Source organism: Lutibacter agarilyticus (assembly GCF_900188235.1).
GTDB classification, from domain to species: domain Bacteria; phylum Bacteroidota; class Bacteroidia; order Flavobacteriales; family Flavobacteriaceae; genus Lutibacter; species Lutibacter agarilyticus.
In genome coordinates this window covers 227,218-250,108 of sequence record NZ_FZNT01000005.1, presented here as the reverse complement: position 1 = coordinate 250,108, position 22,891 = coordinate 227,218, and the positions used below count along the sequence as shown (strand labels likewise).

Annotated in this window: 23 protein-coding genes; 8 read left to right on the top strand and 15 right to left on the bottom strand. The window is 31.6% G+C overall.

The features are described from left to right. Positions 1 to 41: 41 nt before the first annotated feature. The 3 genes from CHB67_RS10485 to CHB67_RS10475 are packed head-to-tail and all read right to left on the bottom strand — an operon-like array spanning position 42 to position 2,282. Positions 42 to 1,043 (bottom strand): acyl-ACP desaturase, encoded by a 1,002-nt coding sequence (locus tag CHB67_RS10485; RefSeq protein ID WP_089381727.1) that lies wholly within the window; start codon positions 1,041 to 1,043, stop codon positions 42 to 44. 27 nt (positions 1,044 to 1,070) lie between these two features. Then, on the bottom strand, positions 1,071 to 1,802 hold the full coding sequence (locus CHB67_RS10480; RefSeq protein WP_089381726.1) for a lysophospholipid acyltransferase family protein: 732 nt from the start codon (positions 1,800 to 1,802) through the stop codon (positions 1,071 to 1,073). Positions 1,803 to 1,847: 45 nt separating this feature from the next. Continuing rightward, the gene (locus CHB67_RS10475; protein WP_089381725.1) at positions 1,848 to 2,282 is read right to left on the bottom strand and encodes a hypothetical protein; all 435 of its coding nucleotides are present in this window, start codon (positions 2,280 to 2,282) and stop codon (positions 1,848 to 1,850) included. A gap of 143 nt (positions 2,283 to 2,425) precedes the next feature. On the opposite strand from CHB67_RS10475, the gene CHB67_RS10470 reads away from it, so the two are divergent. Next, positions 2,426 to 4,246, top strand: a complete 1,821-nt coding sequence (locus CHB67_RS10470) for an endonuclease (protein ID WP_089381724.1) — start codon at positions 2,426 to 2,428, stop codon at positions 4,244 to 4,246. A gap of 571 nt (positions 4,247 to 4,817) precedes the next feature. On the opposite strand, the gene CHB67_RS10465 is transcribed toward CHB67_RS10470, so the two are convergent. From CHB67_RS10465 to CHB67_RS10420, 10 genes are all read right to left on the bottom strand, one after another. After that, complete coding sequence (locus CHB67_RS10465; protein WP_089381723.1) at positions 4,818 to 5,924, bottom strand: hypothetical protein; 1,107 nt, start codon at positions 5,922 to 5,924, stop codon at positions 4,818 to 4,820. A 15-nt stretch (positions 5,925 to 5,939) separates the two neighbouring features. Beyond that, a complete protein-coding gene (locus tag CHB67_RS10460; RefSeq protein WP_089381722.1) occupies positions 5,940 to 8,477 on the bottom strand; it encodes a TonB-dependent receptor in 2,538 nt (845 codons plus the stop codon). 240 nt (positions 8,478 to 8,717) lie between these two features. Beyond that, a complete protein-coding gene (gene pgi, locus CHB67_RS10455) occupies positions 8,718 to 10,286 on the bottom strand; it encodes a glucose-6-phosphate isomerase (protein ID WP_089381721.1) in 1,569 nt (522 codons plus the stop codon). 3 nt (positions 10,287 to 10,289) lie between these two features. Next, on the bottom strand, positions 10,290 to 11,561 hold the full coding sequence (locus CHB67_RS10450; protein ID WP_089381720.1) for a peptidoglycan DD-metalloendopeptidase family protein: 1,272 nt from the start codon (positions 11,559 to 11,561) through the stop codon (positions 10,290 to 10,292). A gap of 56 nt (positions 11,562 to 11,617) precedes the next feature. Further along, on the bottom strand, positions 11,618 to 12,418 hold the full coding sequence (locus CHB67_RS10445; RefSeq protein WP_089381719.1) for a DUF3108 domain-containing protein: 801 nt from the start codon (positions 12,416 to 12,418) through the stop codon (positions 11,618 to 11,620). 126 nt (positions 12,419 to 12,544) lie between these two features. Then, on the bottom strand, positions 12,545 to 12,793 hold the full coding sequence (locus tag CHB67_RS10440) for a NifU family protein (protein ID WP_089381718.1): 249 nt from the start codon (positions 12,791 to 12,793) through the stop codon (positions 12,545 to 12,547). Between the two features lie 19 nt (positions 12,794 to 12,812). Continuing rightward, positions 12,813 to 13,934 (bottom strand): Mrp/NBP35 family ATP-binding protein, encoded by a 1,122-nt coding sequence (locus CHB67_RS10435; protein ID WP_089381717.1) that lies wholly within the window; start codon positions 13,932 to 13,934, stop codon positions 12,813 to 12,815. 108 nt (positions 13,935 to 14,042) lie between these two features. Continuing rightward, positions 14,043 to 14,378, bottom strand: a complete 336-nt coding sequence (locus CHB67_RS10430) for an MGMT family protein (protein WP_089381716.1) — start codon at positions 14,376 to 14,378, stop codon at positions 14,043 to 14,045. 16 nt (positions 14,379 to 14,394) lie between these two features. Beyond that, positions 14,395 to 15,066, bottom strand: coding sequence for a tRNA (guanosine(46)-N7)-methyltransferase TrmB (gene trmB, locus CHB67_RS10425; RefSeq protein WP_089381715.1), 672 nt, complete (start codon positions 15,064 to 15,066; stop codon positions 14,395 to 14,397). Between the two features lie 45 nt (positions 15,067 to 15,111). Further along, positions 15,112 to 15,309, bottom strand: a complete 198-nt coding sequence (locus CHB67_RS10420; RefSeq protein WP_089381714.1) for a DUF6341 family protein — start codon at positions 15,307 to 15,309, stop codon at positions 15,112 to 15,114. Positions 15,310 to 15,349: 40 nt separating this feature from the next. Between CHB67_RS10420 and CHB67_RS10415 the strand changes: the two genes are divergently transcribed. Continuing rightward, on the top strand, positions 15,350 to 16,273 hold the full coding sequence (locus CHB67_RS10415) for a DUF6427 family protein (protein WP_089381713.1): 924 nt from the start codon (positions 15,350 to 15,352) through the stop codon (positions 16,271 to 16,273). Here CHB67_RS10415 and upp read toward each other — a convergent pair. Next, entirely contained in the window at positions 16,268 to 16,918 is a 651-nt protein-coding gene (upp, locus tag CHB67_RS10410; RefSeq protein ID WP_089381712.1) for a uracil phosphoribosyltransferase, read from the bottom strand. The genes CHB67_RS10415 and upp overlap by 6 nt on opposite strands. Positions 16,919 to 17,250: 332 nt before the next feature. Between upp and CHB67_RS10405 the strand changes: the two genes are divergently transcribed. The 6 genes from CHB67_RS10405 to CHB67_RS10380 all read left to right on the top strand — a co-directional run bounded on the left by CHB67_RS10405 (position 17,251) and on the right by CHB67_RS10380 (position 22,266). Next, on the top strand, positions 17,251 to 18,108 hold the full coding sequence (locus tag CHB67_RS10405) for a YicC/YloC family endoribonuclease (RefSeq protein WP_089381711.1): 858 nt from the start codon (positions 17,251 to 17,253) through the stop codon (positions 18,106 to 18,108). Between the two features lie 2 nt (positions 18,109 to 18,110). Further along, positions 18,111 to 18,683 carry a guanylate kinase gene (gene gmk / locus CHB67_RS10400; protein WP_089381710.1) on the top strand — a complete coding sequence of 191 codons (573 nt, stop codon included), beginning with the start codon at positions 18,111 to 18,113 and terminating at the stop codon, positions 18,681 to 18,683. Then, positions 18,684 to 19,265, top strand: a complete 582-nt coding sequence (gene nadD / locus CHB67_RS10395; protein WP_089381709.1) for a nicotinate (nicotinamide) nucleotide adenylyltransferase — start codon at positions 18,684 to 18,686, stop codon at positions 19,263 to 19,265. 84 nt (positions 19,266 to 19,349) lie between these two features. Beyond that, positions 19,350 to 20,219 carry a M23 family metallopeptidase gene (locus tag CHB67_RS10390; protein ID WP_089381708.1) on the top strand — a complete coding sequence of 290 codons (870 nt, stop codon included), beginning with the start codon at positions 19,350 to 19,352 and terminating at the stop codon, positions 20,217 to 20,219. Further along, positions 20,219 to 21,715: a GH3 auxin-responsive promoter family protein gene (locus tag CHB67_RS10385; RefSeq protein WP_089381707.1), complete on the top strand. Its 1,497-nt coding sequence runs from the start codon at positions 20,219 to 20,221 to the stop codon at positions 21,713 to 21,715. The genes CHB67_RS10390 and CHB67_RS10385 overlap by 1 nt, the downstream gene beginning before the upstream one ends. After that, complete coding sequence (locus CHB67_RS10380; protein WP_089381706.1) at positions 21,712 to 22,266, top strand: MOSC domain-containing protein; 555 nt, start codon at positions 21,712 to 21,714, stop codon at positions 22,264 to 22,266. Before CHB67_RS10385 ends, CHB67_RS10380 begins: the two co-directional genes overlap by 4 nt. Before the next feature lie 158 nt (positions 22,267 to 22,424). Here the strand turns inward: CHB67_RS10380 and mscL are convergent, their stop codons facing one another. After that, positions 22,425 to 22,841, bottom strand: coding sequence for a large conductance mechanosensitive channel protein MscL (gene mscL / locus CHB67_RS10375; protein WP_217900266.1), 417 nt, complete (start codon positions 22,839 to 22,841; stop codon positions 22,425 to 22,427). Positions 22,842 to 22,891: the final 50 nt, after the last annotated feature.

Sequence of the window (22,891 nt, the reverse complement as noted above, 5' to 3'; positions counted from 1 at the left end):
AACCTAACAGGTTTTTAAAACCTGCTAGGTTTAATACTAAATTAAGTTAATGGGTTCATCCATTTAAAGTTATACTTTGTATCTGGAATTACAATTCGCTCAGTAATTCTATACATACGCTCAGGTAATTTCATTAAATAATCTCTTGCTTTTTCAGCTTCAGCTGTTAAACCAGTTATTTTATCTATTTCCCAAGTGGCATTTAATTTTTTGATGATGTCAACATAATCAAAACCAGTATAAACACCAGCGCGTTGTGCAACTACAGAAAATTGATCAAAAAGACTTCCTTTGTCTTCACCTGAATGTCTTAAATGCATTGCTGGCATTACAATTTTATGTTTCATCATATGTTGAAAAGCCAACATCATTTCACTTGGATCGTGTTGAAAAATTTGACGTACAAATTCTGTATATGCTAAATGGTGACGCATTTCATCACCTGCAATAATTTTAGACATTTTAGCTAGCATTTTATGTCCGTTTTTACGGGCAATTTTAGCTACATTGTTATGTGAAACATAGGTTGCTAATTCCTGAAAACTTGTGTATACAAAGTTTTTATAAGGATCACGGGCAGTTCCAATGTCAAATCCATCAGATATTAAATGTTGTGTAGTTATTTCAACTTCACGCATATTTACGCGACCAGATAAATACAAATATTTGTTTAATACATCTCCGTGACGGTTTTCTTCACCTGTCCAAGATCTTATCCATTTTGCCCAGCCATTATCTTGACCTCCATTTTCGCCTTGGTGTTGAGAAATACCTTGAACATCTAACAACCAAGATTCGTAAGTTGGTAAAGCTTCTTCAGTAATAGTATCTCCAACTAGAACCACCCAAAAATCATCATTCATTTCTTTTGATAATCCTCGAATTTCTTTTACTTCTTCTAAGAAATCTTCACTTTGTGAGTTTGGTAAAAAGTCGGTAGGTTGCCAAATTTTTTCAGGAGCAATTAAGAATTTATCCACAAAAGTTTCAATATTCTTCTCCAGGGTTAGCATGACCTCTAACCGGATATTGTGTAACGACATGTCTATTTTTTTTAGTTTAGTAGGCCACTAAACTACGGAATTTTTTATTGTACTCTCAACTTTTTGAAACAAGTCTTCAAATTTCATAGACTTAGCCTCTATTGGTTCGTGCACTTCAAAGGTAACATGAACCCCTATTTCTAAAGGAAACATGCCGAATTTATTTAGTTTCCAACAGTTGTTAATTGTAATTGGAACTACATAGGCTGAAGGAGCAAATTTGGTCAACATTTTTAAGCCATTTTCTGAAAAACGCTTAGGAACGCCATCTTTACTTCGAGTTCCTTCAGGATAAATTACAGCTGCGTACTTGTTTTTTTCAATGTATTTTCCAAAGTCTTTAATTGCAGTTAAAGATTGTCTAGGATCTTTTCTGTCAATTAATACAGAACCACCGTGTGTTAGATTATAAGATACACTTGGAATTCCTTTTCCTAATTCAATTTTAGAAACAAATTTAGGATGGTATTTTTTTAGATGACATGCCAAAGGGCAGATATCATGCATGCTTTGATGGTTTGAAACAAAAATCAACGGAACTCCTGTAGGAATATTTTGGTTGTTAATAAAGGTAATGCGTGTTCCTAAAATATACAGTAAATAAGTAAGGCTACAATTCATGATATCAACCGCAGCTTTATGCCCTTTATATCCACCAATGTTAAATCCTAGCCATTGTAGTGCGTGAAAAAACAGCAATAAAAAACCGTAAAAAAAGTAAAATACTACAGATAAAATGTATGTCAATATTTTTTTCATAAGAGATAAAAAAACCTAGGCAAAAATGCTTAGGAGATTAAATTTTTAGTTTGAAAACCATTGTGACCAAGGGATTCTACTTAATATTAATAACAATGCAATACCGTAAAAAGCAGCAATTGTTTTATACTTAGCTACATCTGTAGTTTTCTTTTTATGTTTAGAAAAACCGATTGTAATTAATGTAATAGCTATAATTCCAACCAAAGGATGTTCAATTAACATCTTTCTTAAATCACTATTCTTCATGACTTCTCCCATTCCAACGGTGCGCATCATTTCGTAATAAGTTGAAGTGTAAAAGGCTACAAACCCTATAAGTAATTGTATGTGTGCAGCAATTAAAGTAAATAGCGATATACGCAAGCTTTTATCACTGAATTCTTTTTTTGAAGTCAATCCCATTATTGCGTTTACAACGGCTACAATTAAAATAATTAATACAATGTAAGCCCAATAAGAGTGAATCATTTTTGTCATAATTGATAGTTTTTAGTTGAAACAAAAATAGCAAATTATTATTGAAATCATATTTTAATTTAAGACAGAAAGTTAATATTGCTGTATTATTATTTTAAGTTCTAAAATAGTAATAAATTTACAGCATATTTAAACTTTTTGACGTGAAAAAAATAATACTTTATTTATTACTAGCACTAAGTGTTTCTATTTATGCACAAACAATCCCTGCTTATTACAATGGATTGGATTTTGATAAAACAGGTAACGAGCTATTTTTAGAACTTTCAACTCGATTAACATCTACACACACAGGAATTCCTTATACAGATTCTAGCACAGATACTTGGGATGTATTATCGCAGGTTGATGAAGATCCGACAGTCAACACCAATGTATTGTTAATTTATGGATATAATGATACTGATGGTTTTACAAAAACTGACAGGACTAGAAATAAAACACTAACTGATAATGGAGGTGGTGATGTTGGAAGGTGGAATAGGGAGCATGTATTTGCAAAATCTTTGGCTGATCCACGTCTAGTTACTGATGAACCAGGTCCAGGAACCGATGTGCATAACTTAAAACCTGCTGATGCAGAACAAAACAGCGCTAGAAGTAATAAAAAATTTACTGACGGAAGTGGTGATCCAGGAACCGTTTCAAGTAATGGTGGTTGGTACCCAGGAGATGAGTGGAAAGGAGATGTAGCACGTATTGTAATGTATATGTATGTGCGTTATCATGGAGATGGTTCAAGAATTTCAGAAACGCAATGTTTGCCCATTAAAGTAGGTGTTGGAGAGGGTTTAGCTGTAGATCAAAATATGATTGATTTGTTTTTAAAATGGAACGTAGAAGATCCTGTTTCAGCTTTTGAAGAACAACGAAATCCTGTAATTGAAGGAATTCAAGGTAATAGAAACCCGTTTATTGATAACCCGTATTTAGCGACTTTAATTTGGGGTGGTGCAACTGCAGCAGAAGATAAATGGGAAATGACAAACCCATCTGATACTGAACCACCAACGCAACCAACTAATGTTGTAGCTTCAAATATAACAGATAGTTCTTTAGATTTAAATTGGACTGCTTCAACCGATAATACCATTGTAATTGATTATTTAATTTATGTAGACGGTGTTTATCTTCAAACTGCAAATACCACAGCTACTTCAATTTCAAATTTAAGTGCCAATACAAACTATAATATTACAATTAAAGCACGTGATGGCTCAAATAATTTGTCTGTTGCAAGTGAAAATTTAGCGGTTAAAACAAATGCCTTTACGTTACCTTCTACTAATTTTGAAATAGAAACGATTAGTGAAACGTGTTCAGGTAAAGAAAACGGAATTATAAGCATTTCAGCAATTGCAAATTATAATTACACAACTGAAGTAAATGGTATTAATTATAACTTCTCAACTACTCGAACTATTGAAAATTTACCAGCAGGTACTTACGATTTTTGTATAGCTGTTGCAGCAAAAAACTATGAACAATGTTTTACTGTAAGTATTGAATCTGGAGGAACTATTGCAGGAAAAGCAACTATAAAGGCAAACAAAGCCATAGTTGAGGTTGCTAAAGGTACAGCACCTTTTATCGTTTTTGTGAATGGAAATGAGTTGTTTGAAACTAGTTCTACAAACTTTACCGTGCCTGTAATTAACGGTGATTTTGTTGAAGTAAAGTCTGCTATAGATTGTGAAGGTGCAATTACAAAACAAGTTGAATTATTTGAGACCGTTTTAGCGTTTCCAAATCCAAGTTCTGGTAGATTTGAAATTAGCATTCCTTTTGAAACAGAATTTATTGAAGTTGAAATTTATAATGTTCAATCTTCACTACTAAGTTCAAAAATATATCCTGTAAACTATGGAAAGATTCTTTTAGATATTGAAAACCAACCTTCGGGAGTTTATTATATTCAATTAAATACAAGTGAGCCTCAGTTGTTGAAAATAGTTAAACAATAAATTAATGAAACCTTTTTTAAACTATTAAGGTTTTAGTATATCAACTAGAAACTCCTGAAGTATTAACTTCAGGAGTTTTTTATGATTACCCAATTTATTTCCCTAATAAATTTTGTCTTTTATACGTATAAACATTGTCAATCATGCGCATAAACTTTGTGAGTTACCTGTATAAGTTTTGAAAAAAGACTAGTATATATTTTTAAATATTGTAGAATTATTTTTAAAAAAATGTACAATTAATTTTGAAATTATGTAGATTAAAAACAATCAAATGTTTTGTGTGAAGTTATTTTTAAATAGACTTAAAGTTAATAAATTATTGAAAGCAAACGCTTAGTGAGTTGCTATTTTAATTAACAATAATAACATTATTTTTATTGAATTTAAATTTGTTTTTAACACCTAAAAATGATTTAAAATTGTACTAGTGCCTTTGTTAGGCTTGTTAAATAAATCTTGGTACACTATTTTGTGCTGCAATTTAAAATAATTATTGCTGTTGAAGTTTTATGCATAAAAAAAGGGCTATCATCACAATAGCCCTTTTTACTTATATTAGTATTATTATTTATTGAAGAACGTATGCTCCACCAGATAAAATAACTTTCATATTCCATACTTCAGCAGCACCAGAATAAACATTATAGTCTACACTATATTTTTGACCTTCTTCAGAAGCAGGGAAGTTGTTTAATAAGATTGTGTTAATTTTTTCTAATCGAACTTCTTCAGTTTCTTCAGCTTTACCAGCACGAACATCAAAGTTACCATAACGACCGTTTCCAACTAATTCATAATCAGCTGCAGTTAATGTATAGTTGATAGTGTTGTCTGGTACCCAAACAGATCCATCGTTTCCAAATTGAATAGTTTCGTTGATAATGTTTTCATATTCAACCCAAGCATTCCCATCAAATATGCAGTAAAAAGCATAGCTGTATGCTGTTTTATCATCTGTTTTACCATCACCATCAATATCATCATAATCAGTTTGGTAGATGTTATACATTATTGGTTGTATATCACCCGTTTCAACAGTTTCATATTTTAAATAATCTTTTAGGAAAATTGGGATTCTTTTTTCAGCAACTGTTTTACTTGTAAAGTTGTCGTAATTTTCACCCATTTGATTGTACTCATCTCTAGTAAATCCTTGTAAAAATTGCCATTCACCACTTACGTATATAAATCCGTTTTTAACGGTATTTACACTTCCGTTGTAGTATTTATAAGTTAAAGCAACTAATACTCTATCTGCTGGATTTGGATATTTCCAATCTAAAAAAGTAACGATTTGTTCAAAACTTGAAAAGTTACCATACGTAAATCCTAAATCAGCATAATCACTAGAAGCAACCTTATAAACTACTAAGCTTTTTTCTGTTCTTTTAGGGTTGTATAACTTAAATGTAACAGCCGCTAAAGAACCTGCTCCCCAAACAGGGTATTTGTCCTCTAATAAAGCTGGAATCAATTCTTTTGCATCATCTGTTGAGCTAAAGTTCCCATAACCTTGTTCTAAAAAGTCATAATCGTCGTCGCTTAACTCAAAAGCAACATCTCCTGTGATTACTTTTTCGATGTCACCAATTTCGTCGTAAACATCTTCCATTGGATCACAAGCTGTTGTGAATACCAATGTAAATGCCATTAATAAATAAACTATTTTTTTCATTGTCTTGTATTTTTATTAAAAGTTAATCTTAGCGCTTACAGAAAAAGTTCTTCCGAAACCGTACCATACTAGCGCAGTACTTGAAGTTGAACCAGAACCGTCTAAAGCATCAGCAATATATTCTGTATCAAAAACATTCATCATTCTTCCTGTTAAGGTAGTGTCTAAAGTTCCTAATTTAAATCCGTAACGTAAACTCATATCAAAAGTACTATAGTCTGGAGCTTTCCAAGCCTGAGGCTGTCCTTCAGTTCCTCTATCATTAGGATCGTATTGAGCGTATAAGTTTGCAAAGTAGTTGTAATCAACTGTAAAGTGCGTTTTATCCATAATTTTCCAGTCCATACCTAAAGCAGCAGTAGTTTGTGCAGCATCAGAAACTTTTAAACCGTCAATATATAAATCAACAACATCAACTAAATTTTGATCTTCATCATAGATTTCAACATCTAAAACGTCGTTAGCCCATTCCCAGTTTCCTAAAGAAAGCATTCCTGAAAAAGATAATGCATCTATTGGACGATACGTAAAGTCTATTTCTATACCACTGTGAACTGCATTTACACCTAAAATGTTAGCTGTACTGTTTGTTCCATCTTGGTTTTGAACATTTTGAGTTAATGTTCTATCATTCCAATATGTGTTGTAAAGGTTTACGTTAGCTGCAAATTTTTCACCTCTAAAACCGTAACCAATTTCAAAACTATAGATTTTTTGATTTTCAGCATCTTCGTTAATGTGTTCGTTATCGAAGTTTAAGAAAACAGCATCAAAATTAGCAGCTTTTTCAAAGTAACCTAAGTTTGCAAAAACGTTGTGTTGATCATTAATTCTGTAGTTAGCTCCCCCTTTAACTTGGAAACCTAAGAAATTATATTTGTCAGTTGTTTGTAAATCATCACTATCTAAGTAGTTGAAGTAATCAATTCTTCTGTAAGAAGTATTTGATCCAGATAAGGCTACGAAAGCTGATACTTTTTCGATATCGTATTCTAATTGCGCAAATACACCTTGCCATCCTACTTCACCATCATTATAGTAATCACGTTTGTCACCAACTTTTAAAGCAGCGTTAGGGTTGTTCACATTCCCGTTATCTAAAGCGTAGCTACCTCCTAATAAATCTGTAACTTCAGAAAAGTGTTTACCTGTGTAAGTTCTTAAATCTAAACCAGCAGTTAATTTAAAATCATCTCCTAAATCTGTATCATAAGTTGAAAGCATTCCATACCAGCTATGGTCGTTTCTTGAAGCTCTTAAATAAGCTTCAGAACCTAAGCCTTGCTCACCATTTGCACGGTTAATGTCAACAATATTATCAATATCTACTGGTTGATCGTCTCCACCAATTCTTACTTGGAATAAATCACGGTTTGTACCAGCGGTACCACCACCACCACCATTACCCCAAGAGGCGTAAATAGCTGTAGATAAGTTTGATGTTTCATTAATATCCCAATACCAGTTTAAAGATGTTTGAGATTTGTGGTAAAAGTTGTCTTCAATATGAACTACATTTCCACCTCTCATTCCCCAGTCAGGGTTGAATTTTTTTCCACTTTCAGCATTTTGGATAGTAGAGATTAAACTTCTATTTTGTCTTTGACCGTGACGTTGTGGAGCCCCAAAAGAAGTTAAAGCTATTTTATGATCCTGGTTAACTTGCCAAGATAAGTTTACAAAATAGTTAGTTCCTTTAAATTCAGTTCCATCAACATATCCATCTCCAGTTGTTCTTGCAGCAGAAATAGTTGCTGCTAAACCGCTTTCTAATAAACCAGTTGATACTGTAGCACCTACTTTAAAATAGTTGTCATTACCAAATGTAGTACCAGCACTTCCACCAGCCTCTATATCAGTAGTTTTAGACAAGATATTGATAGTTCCACCAATAGAAGGTACAGCAACTTTAGAAGCTCCTAAACCTCTTTGCACTTGCATAGCACCAGTAACATCTGATAAACCAGCCCAGTTGCTCCAATAAACTCTACCATTCTCCATATCATTCACAGGAACCCCGTTAATTAATACAGCTACGTTTTCAGAGTTAAAACCTCTTAAGTTTAATCTACCATCACCAAATCCACCACCTGATTTAGTAGCGTACACACCTGGTGTAGATTTTAAGATCTCAGGAAATTCTTGAGTACCTAATTTGTTTTCAATTAAACTTGCTTTAATTGTAGAAACTGCTACAGGAGTTTTTCTGTCAACTGCAAATGAAGTTTGGGTAATTACAATTTCATCAAGTGACTCAGCTGAAGGAGCTAATTTAATTGTTCCAAGACTTCCACTTCCGTTAAAAGAAACAGATTTAGATTGGTATCCAATGAAGGAAACAATAAGAGTTCCGCTCTTAATTGAAGAATCGAAATTGAAGTTACCATCAAAATCTGTTGAAGCTCCAATTTTTGAACCTTTAATTACAACCGTTGCGCCTGGCAATGGTTGATTAGTTTCATCCACAACTTTTCCTGAAAGTGCGGTTTGAGAAAAAACAGTAACTGATGTAATTAACAAAACTACTGTTAGCCAATTTTTTAAATTTTTCATTACTTAATTTTAATTTGAATTAAATGTTCTGCAAAAATGAGAACTTTTTATGAGTCAATCATTACTAAATTGTTAAAGTTTTTAACATAATTGATGATTTTATGTTGATAGTTTAACAAAACATTAAGATTTCAGGAAAGTTCACACATAATTAAAACTGCCTGATAACTAAATACCAAGCAGTTTTACTAAAGATGTTAAAATTTTAAAAAGGTTGCTTATGAGAGCTTTTTAAATTGACTATTTTGAAAGATTTTTTTGAGCCAATTCTTTACCTAATTCAACTCCAAATTGATCAAAACTAAAAATATTCCAAATAATACCTTGAATAAATATTTTATGTTCGTAAAATGCAATTAAGCTTCCCAAGGTACGTGGAGTAAGTTTTTCAATTAAAATTGCTGTACTCGGTTTGTTTCCTTCAAAAACCTTGTAAGGTAATAGTGTTTCAATTTCATCTAATTTACCTTGTGTTTTTAAATCTAAATGAGCTTCTTCTTTGGTTTTTCCTTCTGCCAATGCTTGTGTTTGTCCAAAAAAGTTTGCCATTAATTTTTCATGATGATCAACATCACCATATAATGATTGTTTAAACCCTATAAAATCAGCAGGAATTAATTTTGTTCCTTGGTGTAATAACTGCATAAATGCATGCTGAGAGTTTGAACCTGGAGCTCCCCAAATAATGTTACCAGTTTGGTAATTTACACGGTTTCCATTTCTGTCAACACTTTTACCGTTACTTTCCATAATTGCTTGTTGCAAGTAAGGTGCTAATTTGCTTAAGTATTGAGAGTATGGTAAAATAACTTCGCTTTCAGCTTCAAAAAAGTTAGTGTACCAAATACCAATTAAACTTAAAATTACAGGTGCATTTTTTTCGAATGGCGTATTTTTAAAATGTTCATCCATTTCAAAAGCACCAATTAATAATTCTTTAAAATTGTTGTAACCTACAGCCAAGCTTATTGAAAGACCTACGGCGCTCCATAAAGAAAAACGACCTCCAACCCAATCCCACATTGGGAAAATGTTTTCAGAAGCAATTCCAAAGTTTTTTACTTTTTCTAAATTTGTTGAAACTGCCACAAAATGTTTAGCAACATCACTTTCAGAAGCTGATTGCGTAAACCATTTTTTAATGGTAGTTGCATTGGTTAATGTTTCTTGTGTTGTAAATGTTTTTGATACAATTACAAAAAGCGTAGTTTCAGGATTTAAATCTTTTATAACTTCTTGTACGTGATCTCCATCAATGTTCGATACAAAATGTACGTTTAAGTGGTTTTTGTAGAATTTTAAAGATTCAACTACCATGTCTGGTCCCAAATCTGAACCTCCAATACCAATATTTACAACATCAGTAATAGATTTATTTGTGTATCCTTTCCAATCACCAGAAACAACTTTATTTGTGAAAACTTCAATTTTATCTAATGCAGCTTTAATTTCAGGCTTTACATTAACACCATCAACAAAAACTTCATTGTTTGATTGACTTCTTAAAGCAGTGTGTAGCACAGCTCTTTTTTCAGTTTGATTGATTTCTTCTCCTGAAAAATAAGCGTCCATAGCGCTTTTTAAATCTACTTCATTTGCCAATTCAACTAACAAATCGATAGTTTCTTGATTTATTCTGTTTTTTGAATAGTCAAATTCAAAATCGTTTACATTTAAAGTGAAGTCATTTTTTCGGTTACTATTTTCATTAAATAGTGATTTTAAATGTACATCTTTTAATTCGTTAAAATGATTTGATAATTTCCCCCAAGCTTTCGTTTCTGTTGGGTTAATGTTCTTCATTGCCATAATTTAAGAGTTTAATTCATCAGTATGAATACTGATTTTAGTTGTTTTATTTTGGTATTGTATGGAGTCTAATGTTGCTTTTAAAGGCTTTATAAACTCTAAATAATCTGGTTTAATAGTTTCTTTCATTGGCTCGGCAGCTGGTAATTTTTGTCTTAAAGGATCTACTTGTTTGTTGTTTTTCCAAAAACGATAACAAACGTGAGGTCCGCCAGTATTTCCAGTCATACCAATATATCCAATAATATCTCCTTGTTTTACTACTTGCCCTACTTTTACAGCGCGTTTGCTCATGTGCAAATATTGTGTACTGTAGGTTCCGTTGTGTCTTACTTTTACATAATTACCATTTCCACCTTTATATCTCGATTCTGTAACAGTTCCGTTTGCTGTACTCATAATTGGTGTTCCTATTGGGGCGGCAAAATCTGTTCCTTTGTGTGGGCGCACTTTGTTTCCGTAATACGCAATTCTTCTTTTTAAATTGTAACGAGAAGAAATTCTGCTAAATTTCACAGGAGCTTTTAAAAACTGACGACGTAAATTATTGGTTTCGTCATCAAAATAATCAGGGATTCCTAATTTGGTGTCGGCAATATATTTAAACGCGTAAAAAGGTTTGCCTCCGTGTTCAAAATAAGCGGCTTTTACTTCACCAATTCCAACAGGTATGGTATCGTTGATATATAACTGTTCATAAATAAGTTTAAAGCTATCGTTTTTTTGAAGTCTGAAAAAATCGATTGTCCAAGCATAAATGTCTGACATTTCAAAAGCTAAATAACCATTCAATCCTTCGTCGTCAATTGCTTGTGAAAGAGAACTTGTAATTACGCCTGAAGCAGTTTTAATTACTTTACTAACTGGTTTTTTTGCATTAAAAGCAGTAATGATAGAATCTTTAAAATCAACTACGGTATAACGTACCTTAGAGTGTTTGTAAATAAATACTTGAGCTTGTTCTGTTGAGTCGTTTTTTGCTAAAATGGTATAAGGAATACCGCTTTTAATTCTTCGAACGTTAAAAGTATCTCTAACACTATTTACAATTTCTAAAACTTTAGGGTATTCAACATGGTGTCTATCTAAAATTTCACTAAAATTTTCACCTTTTTGAATGGTATCGTGAATTATTTTAAAATCATTTAAATTGTAACCATATTCAAAAACTCTTTCAGGTTCAGGAATTACTGTAGCGGCTATTTCTTCTCCTTTTTTTTCGTCTTTACAAGCGGTAAATACAATAATAACAATCAGTAAAAGTAGTTTCTTCAAGGGTTTTATTTTTACGTATTAATGGTGGTAAAATTTTTAAAACGCAAAAATACAATTTAATTGTTAAAAATAATGTTAAAAGGGTGTGTTAAACCTTTAAACTCGTCTAAATCTGCACGTAACGATCCTACTGCTAGTGAGGCTTTTATGCGAATCGGAATTTTATTTTTATCATCACTAACCCAAATAGTGACGCTTTCTTCTTCTTTAAAAACTCTACCAGACTGAACAATAGGCCTGAAAATTAGTGAATTTATTTCGCCAAATTTTGTTTTAATAACCTCTTTTCCTAAAAAACGAAGTTTAAAAAGATAGGTTTCTTGGTCGAAAAATAGTTTTAATTCAATTTCTTCATTTAAGGATAAGTTTCTAAGATCCTTATTTCTTAAATAATACAATGCCGAAAGCATATCATGAACATCATTGTCTATAGTAAAAGTTTGTTCGGTGTTGTGTTTGTAGTTTTTTACAACAGCTTTATTGGTTTCATGGTCAAATAAAATTTCTTTATCCTTTGTGTAACCCCCTTCATTTATTTTTCTGATAAATCGATATGGTTTTAAAGATTCTTTGTAGAAATAGGTTTGGTAGTCGTCTTTCACCTTGAAAAACAGGCCAATTAACCCTGTAGTTTTACCCTCTCCAATTACATGAAAAGCTTCGTTACTATTGTTTTTAGCTCCTCTAATTTTTATGGTAGCATAACCTGCGTTTAGAAAATTACTATAACTCATTCTAAATTTTAACCATTCTCCTTTTTGAAAAGCAAATTCATTGGAACTATAATTATCAGAATTTGCTTGTCCAAGTAATATGAAACTGCTAAAAAAAAGTAATATGGTAAGTATATTTTTCATAGTATATTCAGCAAATATTTCTTTTACATATTACAATTATTATTCCAAAAATCATAAAAGCTTAACGAATGATGTTAAGCTTTTAGATATTGATTCTATTTTTAAAACGGAAACTTTCGTTATTTTTTAAAAAGTAATTCCATTAATTTCAATAACGCGCTTAATTTGTGGAGCATACTTTTTAATGGTAGCTTCAACCCCGTTTTTAAGTGTCATTTGGTTTACTGAGCAACCTAAACAAGCGCCTTCTAATTGTACGCTAACTGTATCATCTGTAATTTCAACTAAAGAAATATTACCGCCATCGGCTTCTAGGTAAGGTCTTATTTCTTGTAATGCAGTTTCTACATTTAATCTTAATTCTTGTTCGCTCATATATATGTATATATTATAATTAGGAGCTACATCCACTCATAGTTGTAATTCTAACAACTTCAGTTGGAGGTAAATCATCATTTCTTTTAACTAATTCTGATAACGTATTTTTTGTTATTTCAGCAAATGCATTTTCTAAAGGAGTGTTTTCTTGCAAAGCAACAGGATGCCCAACGTCACCAGCTTCTCTTATGCTTTGTACCAATGGTACTTCGCCTAAAAATGCGGTATCAATATCTTCAGCTAAATTTTTAGCGCCATCTTTCCCAAAAATATAATATTTATTGTCAGGAAGTTCAGCAGGAGTAAAATAGCTCATATTTTCAACAATTCCTAAAACAGGCACATTGATGTTTTCTTGTTGAAACATAGCAACACCTTTTTTAGCATCAGCCAATGCAATGTTTTGAGGTGTACTAACAATTACAGCCCCGGTAATTGGCACCGCTTGTACAATTGATAAATGAATATCACCAGTTCCTGGAGGTAAATCAATTAATAAGAAATCTAATTCGCCCCAATGTGCATCAAAAATCATTTGATTTAATGCTTTTGAAGCCATAGCACCTCGCCAAATTACTGCTTGGTTGGCGTCTGTAAAGAAACCTAACGACAATATTTTTACACCATAACTTTCAACGGGTTGCATTTTTGAGCGCCCATCAATTTCTATTGATAAAGGTCTTGCATTTGCAACATCAAACATTAAATGTGTTGATGGGCCGTAAACATCAGCATCTAAAATCCCGACTTTGAATCCCATTTTTTGTAATGAAATTGCCATGTTTGAAGTAATAGTAGATTTTCCTACACCACCTTTACCCGATGCAATTGCAATAATATTTTTAATACCTGGAACTTTTGGTTTTTCAGGTTTAAAAGGTTCGTTTTTAGTTTCAGAAGTAACATTTACTTTTACGTCGGCTTTTTGATCCACGTGTTGGTGAATTGCTTTCATAATTTCAACTTCAACTTTCTTTTTTGCTTGTAATGAAGGGTTTGCAATTGTTACGTCAACAATTATTTCCTTTTCAAAAGTTACAATATTTTTTATTGCTTCACTTTCAACTAAACTTTTACCTTCTCCAGGTGCAGTAATGGTTTCAAGTGCTTTTGTGATATCTGTTTTTGAATATGCCATCTTGTTTATATAAAATCATTCTAAACAACAAATATACACAGTTCAAACGGATTTAAAAATAGGTTAGTTTAAAAAGAAATGTATTTAAGGTTACAGAGAAAATTTTTGTTACAATTCGAGCTCAATTACAGGATCCCAAAAAATGGTTTTAAAATCTTGAATTTGATTTTCGATAACAATAATTCCTTCATTTTCAAGTAATTGTTGCATTAAATTGGTGCCGTCAAAATGTTGTTTTCCAGTTAATAAACCAATTCGGTTTACCACTCTGTGGGCGGGAATTTCATTGTTGTTGTGTGAAGCATTCATAGCCCAGCCAACCATTCGTGCTGAGCGTGCTGCACCCAAATATTTGGCAATTGCTCCGTAGCTTGTAACTCTTCCGTACGGAATTAACTTTGCAACTTCGTAAACTTTTTCAAAAAAGTTGTCGTTAGACTTCATTCATTAAAAATAACAATTAATAACGAATTTTGAATTTTATGTAAGTAATAGGTTTGCCTGTTTCTAAATATTGGCTTTCGTAAAAAGTTTGAGTTGAAGTTACTTCCTCAGGAGAATGTGCGTTTTTGTATATGTCATGATGCGCATATAAAACTTCGTGTCCGGCGCCGTGTAATAATCCTAAAGTGTAACCGTGCATAAATTCACTGTCGGTTTTTAAATTTACAATACCTTCAGGTTTTAAAACTGTGTTGTATTTTTTTAAAAACTCAGCGTTTGTCAATCTATGTTTTGTACGGGTGTATTTTATTTGAGGATCTGGGAATGTAATCCAAATTTCATCTACTTCATTTTCAGCAAACAATAAATCAATTAATTCAATTTGAGTTCTAATAAAAGCTACATTGGTTAAGTTTTCTTCCAAAGCCGTTTTAGCACCACGCCAAAAACGAGCTCCTTTTAAATCGATTCCAATATAGTTGATATCGGGATTTTTACGAGCCAAGGCAATGGTATATTCACCTTTTCCGCAGCCTAATTCTAAAACTATTGGATTGTTATTGTTAAAATGTGTATGCCAATTTCCTTTTAAGGGAAAGCCATCTAATACTTCTTTTCGTTCAGGTTGAATTACATTAGAAAATGTATCGTTTTCACGAAATCTTTTGAGTTTGTTTTTGCTTCCCACAGTTAGTAGTGTGTTAAAAAAGGAACATGTAAATTGAATTTGAAACTATTCGTTTCCTGCTCTTTTGTATTTTCTAAGCTCACCTAGCCAATAGAAAAATGCAATAAAGGTAATTAAAATAAATATCCAACTAACTGTGCTTTGCAACCACCAGTTGTCCATAAATCTAATACTGTTAAAAGGAGCGAATAAAACATTCGTAAAAAAGTCACCTATAACTTTAAAAATATTGTTTGCAATCATATCTTAATTATATTTACAGGCAAAAGTATAAAATATAGTAATGATAGCCAATTTTTTTAATAAAACTAAACCAGTAGTCTTTTTTATTGTTTCCTTAATGCTGTTTTTATACTACATTGTGGCATTGTTTCAGTTTAAATTTGAAGTATTTTCTTTTTTTTGGTTGTTACATAAAATAGGGGTTTTCTTATTGTTTGTTGCTTTTTTATTAATTGCAAGTTTCATAATTAGAAAAAACACCCTCACTCAGAATAATTCTTATGCAATACTATTAATGGCCGTTTTGTTAGGGACATTTTATGAGGCCATGTTTGCAAATGATATTATTATTTCAACTATTTTATTGCTGTTAGGTTTTCGAAAAATTTATAGCTTAAAGTCAGGGTTAAAAACAAAATTGAAATTATACGATGCTAGTTTTTGGTTTGGAGTAGCTGCGTTGGTTTATTGTTGGAGTATTTTATATGTAGTACTTATTTATGTTACACTTATAATTTACCACAGAATTACAATTAAAAATTTTATAATTCCCCTTATAGGTTTAGCTACACCAATTTTTATCTATTTTACCTATTGTTTTTATTTTGATAATTTAGAGCAGTTTTATAATTGTTGGCTTTTTAGGTCTAATTTTAAATATTACAATTACAACGATTTTAGATTATTAATACCAATTGCAGTTACATTGGCTACAGTAATTTGGTCTATTTTAGTTTTAACACCAAAAGTATCGGTAAGTGGTATTAATGTAAGGCGAGCTTGGCGCGTAGTATTAAATCATCTTATTATTTCAGCAATTATAATTGCATTTTCCCCAAAAAAAGATGGTTCGGAAATGTTGTTTATGGTATTTCCAGTAAGTGTTGTGGTAACCAACTTTTTAAGAGTTAGTACTTCTGAAAATTTTAAAAATTTAATTTTGTATTTATTTTTACTGATTTCAATAAGTGTATATTTCTTATAGTTTGCTGCCAAAGCATAAATCACCAGCATCTCCTAAACCAGGTACAATATAACCTTTGTTGTTAAGTGTGGCATCAACCGTTGCAATCCAAAGCGTGGTGTTTTCAGGGAAATGTTTTTGAATATATTCAATGCCTTCTTTTGAACCAATCACACAAGCCAAATGAATTTCTTTTGGTGTACCGTGTTTTTTTAAACCTTCATAAACACTCACCAAACTTTGTCCGGTAGCTAGCATAGGATCAGCTAAAATAAGGGTTTTATCATCTAAACTAGGTGAGGCAAAATACTCAACAATAATTTCAAATTCAGTTTCAGAAGTGTGTTTTCTATAGGCCGAAATAAAAGCATTTTCAGCATCGTCAAAATAATTAAGTAAGCCTGTGTGTAAAGGTAAACCAGCTCTTAAAATTGAACAAAGTACAACATCTTTTTTAGGTAACGGAATTATTTTAGTTCCTAAAGGTGTTTTAACAGCTTCACTGCTGTAAGCCAGTTTTTGGCTTAGTTCATAAGCAATTATTTCGCCAATACGTTCAATATTTCTTCTAAAACGCATCATGTCTTTTTGAATTGTTTCACTTCTTATTTCAGCAATAAATTTATTTAAAATAGAGTTTTTGGAATCTAAAATATTGATGGTCATACCGATTTGATTTTATGCAAAAATAGAACTTTAAAATGATTCTTTTAATAGAAAATAGCACCAAATTTATTAGGAAGTTCAATGTAACTCAACTCAGATCGGCATGAAAAAGGGGAATAACCTCTCAATTCCTCTCTAGATGGTTGTTGAGCAAAGTCGAAATATAGGTACTTATAGTAATTGGTAATCTTTATGATGAGGAGCTAAAATAAGTTCAGAATGAGATTTTTAAGCATTATTTTTTAGTGATAACAGCTGCAGAGGAAATTACAGTTTTAGAAAATAGTTCGCTTATTTTAAAATGATTAAATTTGCCAAAATATTGAATATAGATGATACAATCAATGACCGGATACGGAAAAACCGTATTACAACTTCCTACTAAAAAAATTACGATTGAATTAAAATCGTTAAACAGTAAAAATTTAGATTTAAATGTTCGAATTCCTTCCTATTACCGAGAAAAAGAATTGAATATTCGTAAAAATTTAGCTTCGGCATTGGTAAGGGGTAAAATTGATTTTTCTATTTATATTGAAAATAATGGAGGTGAAACTTCGTCTAAAGTAAATGAAAATGCTGTGAAAGAATATATGAATCAACTTAGAAATATTATTGATTCTAATGAAGTTGAATTGTTAAAAATGGCGGTTCGTTTACCTGATGCTTTAAAAACAGAGAGAGAAGAATTAGATGAGCAAGAATGGGCTCAAATTACAACTGGAATAAACGAAACAATTGTTGAAATCAATAACTATCGTACAGATGAAGGAAGAGCGTTGTATAACGATTTTATTGTTCGAATTTCAAACATTGAAACCTTGTTAGCCAGTATTGTTGAGATGGATCCTCAGCGTATGGAACAGGTGAAGGAAAAATTGAAAAAAGGCATTGATGAGTTAGCCGTAAAAGTGGATCAAAATAGGTTTGAACAAGAGCTGATTTATTATATTGAAAAGCTCGATATTACGGAGGAAAAGGTGCGTTTAAAAAATCATTTAGAGTATTTTAAGAAAACATTAGAATCAAACGATTCCAATGGTAAAAAATTAGGATTTATTACCCAAGAAATGGGACGTGAAATTAACACCATTGGATCAAAATCTAATTTTGTTGAAATGCAAAAATTAGTGGTTCAAATGAAGGATGAACTAGAGAAAATTAAAGAACAAAACCTAAACGTACTATAATTGTGAATAAAGAAGGAAAACTTATTGTTTTTTCAGCTCCTTCAGGATCAGGCAAAACTACCATTGTACATCATTTATTAAAGCAGCCTCAATTAAATTTAGATTTTTCAATTTCTGCAACTTCTAGAGCTTCAAGAGGTGCTGAAATTCACGGAAAAGATTATTATTTTATTTCTTCGGAAGCGTTTCAACAACATATTAATAATGATGATTTTATTGAGTATGAAGAAGTATATACCAATAATTATTATGGAACTTTGAAAAAGGAAGTAGAGCGTATTTGGAGTTTAGGAAAACACGTAATTTTTGATATTGATGTTGTAGGAGGTTTAAATATAAAGCAAAAATTTCCAGCACAAACATTGGCAATTTTTGTGCAACCACCCTCTATTGAAGAAATGGAGCGCAGGCTTAGGGGTAGAAATACAGACAGCGAAGAAAAAATTAATGAACGTATTTTAAAAGCTGAAAAAGAATTGAAATTTGCTAAAGAGTTTGATGTTATTTTAGTGAATGATAATCTAGATACGGCAAAAGAAGAAGCAATTAACTTAGTTCAAAATTTCATCAACTAAATGAAGGTAGGACTGTTTTTTGGAACTTTTAATCCCATACATGTTGGGCATTTAATAATTGCCAATTATATGGTTGAATTTTCAGATTTAGAGGAAGTTTGGTTTGTGATAACTCCGCTAAGTCCGTTCAAGAAAAAAAACTCGTTGCTAGACAATCATCATCGTTTGGCAATAGCCAATATAGCAGTTGAAGACTACCCGAAATTAAAAACTTCAGACATTGAATTTAAGCTTCCACAGCCAAATTATACGGTAAATTCATTAATTCATTTGGAAGAAAAATATCCAAACCATCAATTTTGTTTAATTATGGGAGAAGATAATTTAAAAGGTCTTCATAAATGGAAAAACTACGAAACCATACTTCAAAATTATGAAGTATATGTATATCCGAGAATTTCAGAAGGGGTGACAGAAAACGAACTTTTAAACCATCCAAAAATTCATCAAGTAAGCGCACCAATTGTAGAAATATCTTCAACTTTTATTCGTAAATCTATTAAAGAAAATTACGATATAAGGGCAATGTTAACTCCAAATGTTTGGAAATATATAGACGAAATGAATTTTTACAAGCAGTAAATTTAGCTTAGTTTTAACACTTATTAGCACCTCAAATCAAATTAACGAAACAAATTTTCGTTGTATATTTGTTCTATTCAAAGTATGGCAAAAGATTCAAAAGAAAAAGGGAAAATTAGGCAAAAATTAGTTAATAAATACCGTATGGTAATTATTAATGAAAACACCTTTGAAGAAAGGTTAACGTTTAGACTGACTCGATTAAATGTGTTTATTTTTGGAGGAATTTTTTCTATTTTATTAATTACAGGCACTATTTTTTTAATAGCATTTACCCCTTTAAAAGAATATATTCCAGGTTACTCTTCAACCAAATTAAAAAAAGAAGCTACGCAACTAGTGTACAAAGTTGATTCTTTACAGCAAGTTTTAAAGGTGAATAATTTATATATAGATAATGTAAAAGAATTGCTTACAGGTAAAATTACTGAAGTACAATTTGATAGAGATTCTATACTGCAAAGCGTACAATATGATAAAGATTCTGTGAATTTAGAACCTTCTGAAGCCGATTTAGAATTTAGGTTAGATATTGAAAGTGAAGACAGATATAGTATTTTTAATGAAGCAACTAAGGATGCAGGTATCGTATTTTTCGCTCCAGTTACAGGTACTTTAACCGATGGATATGATCCGAAAACCAAACATTTTGCAGTAGATATTGCTGTTGAAATGAACACTCCAGTAAAATCTGTAGCAGATGGTACCATTATTTTTGCAGCATGGACAGCACAAACAGGCCACGTAATTATTGTTGAACATACAGGCGGTTTTATTTCAACCTACAAACACAATACATCGCTACATAAAGAACAAGGAGATTTGGTAAAATCTGGTGAAGTAATTGCTTTGGCAGGAGATACGGGAGAATTAAGTACGGGGCCTCATTTACATTTTGAATTGTGGAATGATGGATATCCTGTAAATCCAATTAATTATATTGATTTTGAATAATGAGTATTAAATCAATTTTAGCAAAACCATTTGCAAAGCAGGTTACAAAGCGCATTTACAAGCAAAGTAATAATGCTATAAAAGTGCAACAAAAATTATTGAAAAAGTTACTTTCTCAAGCTAAGAATACTGCTTATGGGAAAGATCATAACTTTAGTGCAATAAAAACATATGAAGATTTTAAAAAGCAAGTGCCTATATGTGATTATGAGGCGTTAAAACCTTATGTTGAAAGAGTAGTTGCAGGTGAAAAAGATGTTTTATGGAAAGGACAACCATTGTATTTTGCTAAAACCTCGGGTACCACTTCAGGAGTAAAATACATTCCGCTAACTAAAGAGTCTATGCCAACGCACATCTCAGCAGCTAGAAATGCGTTGTTACATTATATTGAGGAAACTCAAAACACTGATTTTTTAGATGGAAAAATGATCTTTTTACAAGGAAGTCCAGAGTTGGGAGATACCAATGGTATTAAAACGGGTAGACTTTCAGGTATATCTGCACATTATGTGCCAAAATATTTAACCAAAAATAGATTGCCAAGTTGGGAAACCAACTGTATTGAAGATTGGGAAACTAAGGTTGAGGCAGTAATTGACGAAACTATCAATGAAGATATGACCTTAATTGGAGGAATTCCATCGTGGGTGCAAATGTATTTTGAACGGATAGTTGCCCGTACGGGTAAAAGTGTAGGAGAAGTGTTTCCAAATTTTAACCTATTTGTTTATGGAGGTGTAAATTATGAACCTTACCGTAATAAATTTGAAGATTTAATAGGTAGAAAAGTAGATGCAATTGAATTATATCCAGCTTCGGAAGGATTTATATCGTACCAAGATTCTCAGCATGAGGATGGAATGTTACTTTTAATAAAAAATGGTATTTTTTATGAATTTATTCCTTCGGAAGAATTTTTTGATGAAAATCCAACAAGAATTTCAATTGCTGATGTGAAATTAGGTGTAAACTATGTAATTATTTTAAATACAAATGCAGGACTTTGGGGTTATAATATTGGTGATACTATTGAGTTTGTTTCGCTAAATCCACCAAGAATTGTAGTAACAGGACGTATCAAGCATTTTATTTCAGCTTTTGGTGAACACGTAATTGGAAAGGAAGTTGAAAGAGCTATGAATGCTGAAACAGCCAACACAGCTATTCAAATTAATGAATTTACAGTAGCGCCAGAAATTACACCAGCTTCAGGATTGCCATATCACGAATGGTTTGTGGAGTTTGAAAATGTTCCTGATGATTTAGATGGTTTAGCGCATAAAGTAGATGAAAATTTACAACAACAAAACTCGTATTATTTCGATTTAATTAAAGGAAAAGTTTTACAACCTTTAAAAATTACAGTAATTGAAAAAGGAGGTTTTAATAGGTATATGAAATCTGTTGGAAAACTTGGCGGACAAAATAAAGTGCCACGCCTTTCTAACGATCGTAAAATTGCTAATGAATTGTTAAAATTTAAAGTGAAGTGATTGTAAAATCGGTAAATATTGGAGAAAAAAGGGTTGTTAACTATAAAGGAAAAATAGTTGAAACAGGTATTTTTAAATCACCTGTAAACGCACCAATTTTTTTAGGTGAAGAAGATGTTGTGAACGATGCTGTTATTGATAGAAGATATCACGGAGGTATTGAAAAAGCTGTTTATGCTTATTCTGAACAACATTATGAATATTGGAAAGCATTATATCCAAATTTAGATTGGAATTACGGAATGTTTGGCGAAAACCTAACAATTTCAAACCTAGAAGAGACGACAATTTATGTTGGAAGTCAGTATAAACTAGGAGAGGCTATTATTGAAATTACACAACCACGAGAACCTTGTTCTAAACTAGGAATTGTATTTGGCACACAAAAAGTGGTAAAGCAATTTTGGAATTCAACAAAAAGTGGCGTTTACTTTAAGGTACTTCAAACAGGAAATGTTACGAAAGATGATGAGCTTGTTTTACTAAAAAAAGCTAAAAATACGCCTTCTATTTCAGAGGTGTATGAAACTAAAAAATTGCCTAAAAAATAAAGATTGTTATAGGGGTCTATTATCATTTTTGTTGAGATACTGAAACAACACTTCGACTTTGCTCAGTGACCAATTCAATATCACTGTTCGTAACCTATATAACATAAAAAAGGGTTCGCAATTGCGAACCCTTTTCCGTTAATCAAAGAAAGTTTGGTTTATTTCTTAGATAATAAATCTCTTATTTCGACTAATAATTCTTCTTGAGAAGGACCTTTTGGAGCTTCAGGAGCAGGCGCTTCTTCTTTTTTATTTAAATTGTTTAATTTGTTTACACCTTTCACAACCATAAACATTACAAACGCAACAATAATAAAATCAATAACATTTGTTATAAAATCACCGTATAAAAGGGCTACTTCACCAGTAACTTTTCCAGCTTCATCAGCAATTCCATCTTTCAATATATATTTTAAGTCTTTGAAATTCGCATTGAAAATCATTCCAACTAAAGGAGAAACAATACCGCCCGTAAATGAAGTTACAACGCTTTTAAAAGCAGCACCCATTACAAAACCAACAGCAATGTCAACAAGGTTACCCTTCATTGCAAATCCCTTAAATTCTTTAAGCATTCCCATTTTAACAGTAAATTTTAAAATTTAATGTTGCTAATGTAGTAAAA

What these genes read in the sequence shown, in the direction of transcription:
- CHB67_RS10485 (WP_089381727.1), bottom strand. Translation starts at nt 1,043, where the DNA reads ATGTCGTTACACAATATCCGGTTAGAGGTCATGCTAACCCTGGAGAAG.
- CHB67_RS10480 (WP_089381726.1), bottom strand. Translation starts at nt 1,802, where the DNA reads ATGAAAAAAATATTGACATACATTTTATCTGTAGTATTTTACTTTTTT.
- CHB67_RS10475 (WP_089381725.1), bottom strand. Translation starts at nt 2,282, where the DNA reads ATGACAAAAATGATTCACTCTTATTGGGCTTACATTGTATTAATTATT.
- CHB67_RS10465 (WP_089381723.1), bottom strand. Translation starts at nt 5,924, where the DNA reads ATGAAAAAAATAGTTTATTTATTAATGGCATTTACATTGGTATTCACA.
- CHB67_RS10460 (WP_089381722.1), bottom strand. Translation starts at nt 8,477, where the DNA reads ATGAAAAATTTAAAAAATTGGCTAACAGTAGTTTTGTTAATTACATCA.
- pgi (WP_089381721.1), bottom strand. Translation starts at nt 10,286, where the DNA reads ATGGCAATGAAGAACATTAACCCAACAGAAACGAAAGCTTGGGGGAAA.
- CHB67_RS10445 (WP_089381719.1), bottom strand. Translation starts at nt 12,418, where the DNA reads ATGAAAAATATACTTACCATATTACTTTTTTTTAGCAGTTTCATATTA.
- CHB67_RS10440 (WP_089381718.1), bottom strand. Translation starts at nt 12,793, where the DNA reads ATGAGCGAACAAGAATTAAGATTAAATGTAGAAACTGCATTACAAGAA.
- CHB67_RS10435 (WP_089381717.1), bottom strand. Translation starts at nt 13,934, where the DNA reads ATGGCATATTCAAAAACAGATATCACAAAAGCACTTGAAACCATTACT.
- CHB67_RS10430 (WP_089381716.1), bottom strand. Translation starts at nt 14,378, where the DNA reads ATGAAGTCTAACGACAACTTTTTTGAAAAAGTTTACGAAGTTGCAAAG.
- CHB67_RS10420 (WP_089381714.1), bottom strand. Translation starts at nt 15,309, where the DNA reads ATGATTGCAAACAATATTTTTAAAGTTATAGGTGACTTTTTTACGAAT.
- CHB67_RS10415 (WP_089381713.1), top strand. Translation starts at nt 15,350, where the DNA reads ATGATAGCCAATTTTTTTAATAAAACTAAACCAGTAGTCTTTTTTATT.
- upp (WP_089381712.1), bottom strand. Translation starts at nt 16,918, where the DNA reads ATGACCATCAATATTTTAGATTCCAAAAACTCTATTTTAAATAAATTT.
- CHB67_RS10405 (WP_089381711.1), top strand. Translation starts at nt 17,251, where the DNA reads ATGATACAATCAATGACCGGATACGGAAAAACCGTATTACAACTTCCT.
- nadD (WP_089381709.1), top strand. Translation starts at nt 18,684, where the DNA reads ATGAAGGTAGGACTGTTTTTTGGAACTTTTAATCCCATACATGTTGGG.
- CHB67_RS10390 (WP_089381708.1), top strand. Translation starts at nt 19,350, where the DNA reads ATGGCAAAAGATTCAAAAGAAAAAGGGAAAATTAGGCAAAAATTAGTT.
- CHB67_RS10385 (WP_089381707.1), top strand. Translation starts at nt 20,219, where the DNA reads ATGAGTATTAAATCAATTTTAGCAAAACCATTTGCAAAGCAGGTTACA.
- mscL (WP_217900266.1), bottom strand. Translation starts at nt 22,841, where the DNA reads ATGCTTAAAGAATTTAAGGGATTTGCAATGAAGGGTAACCTTGTTGAC.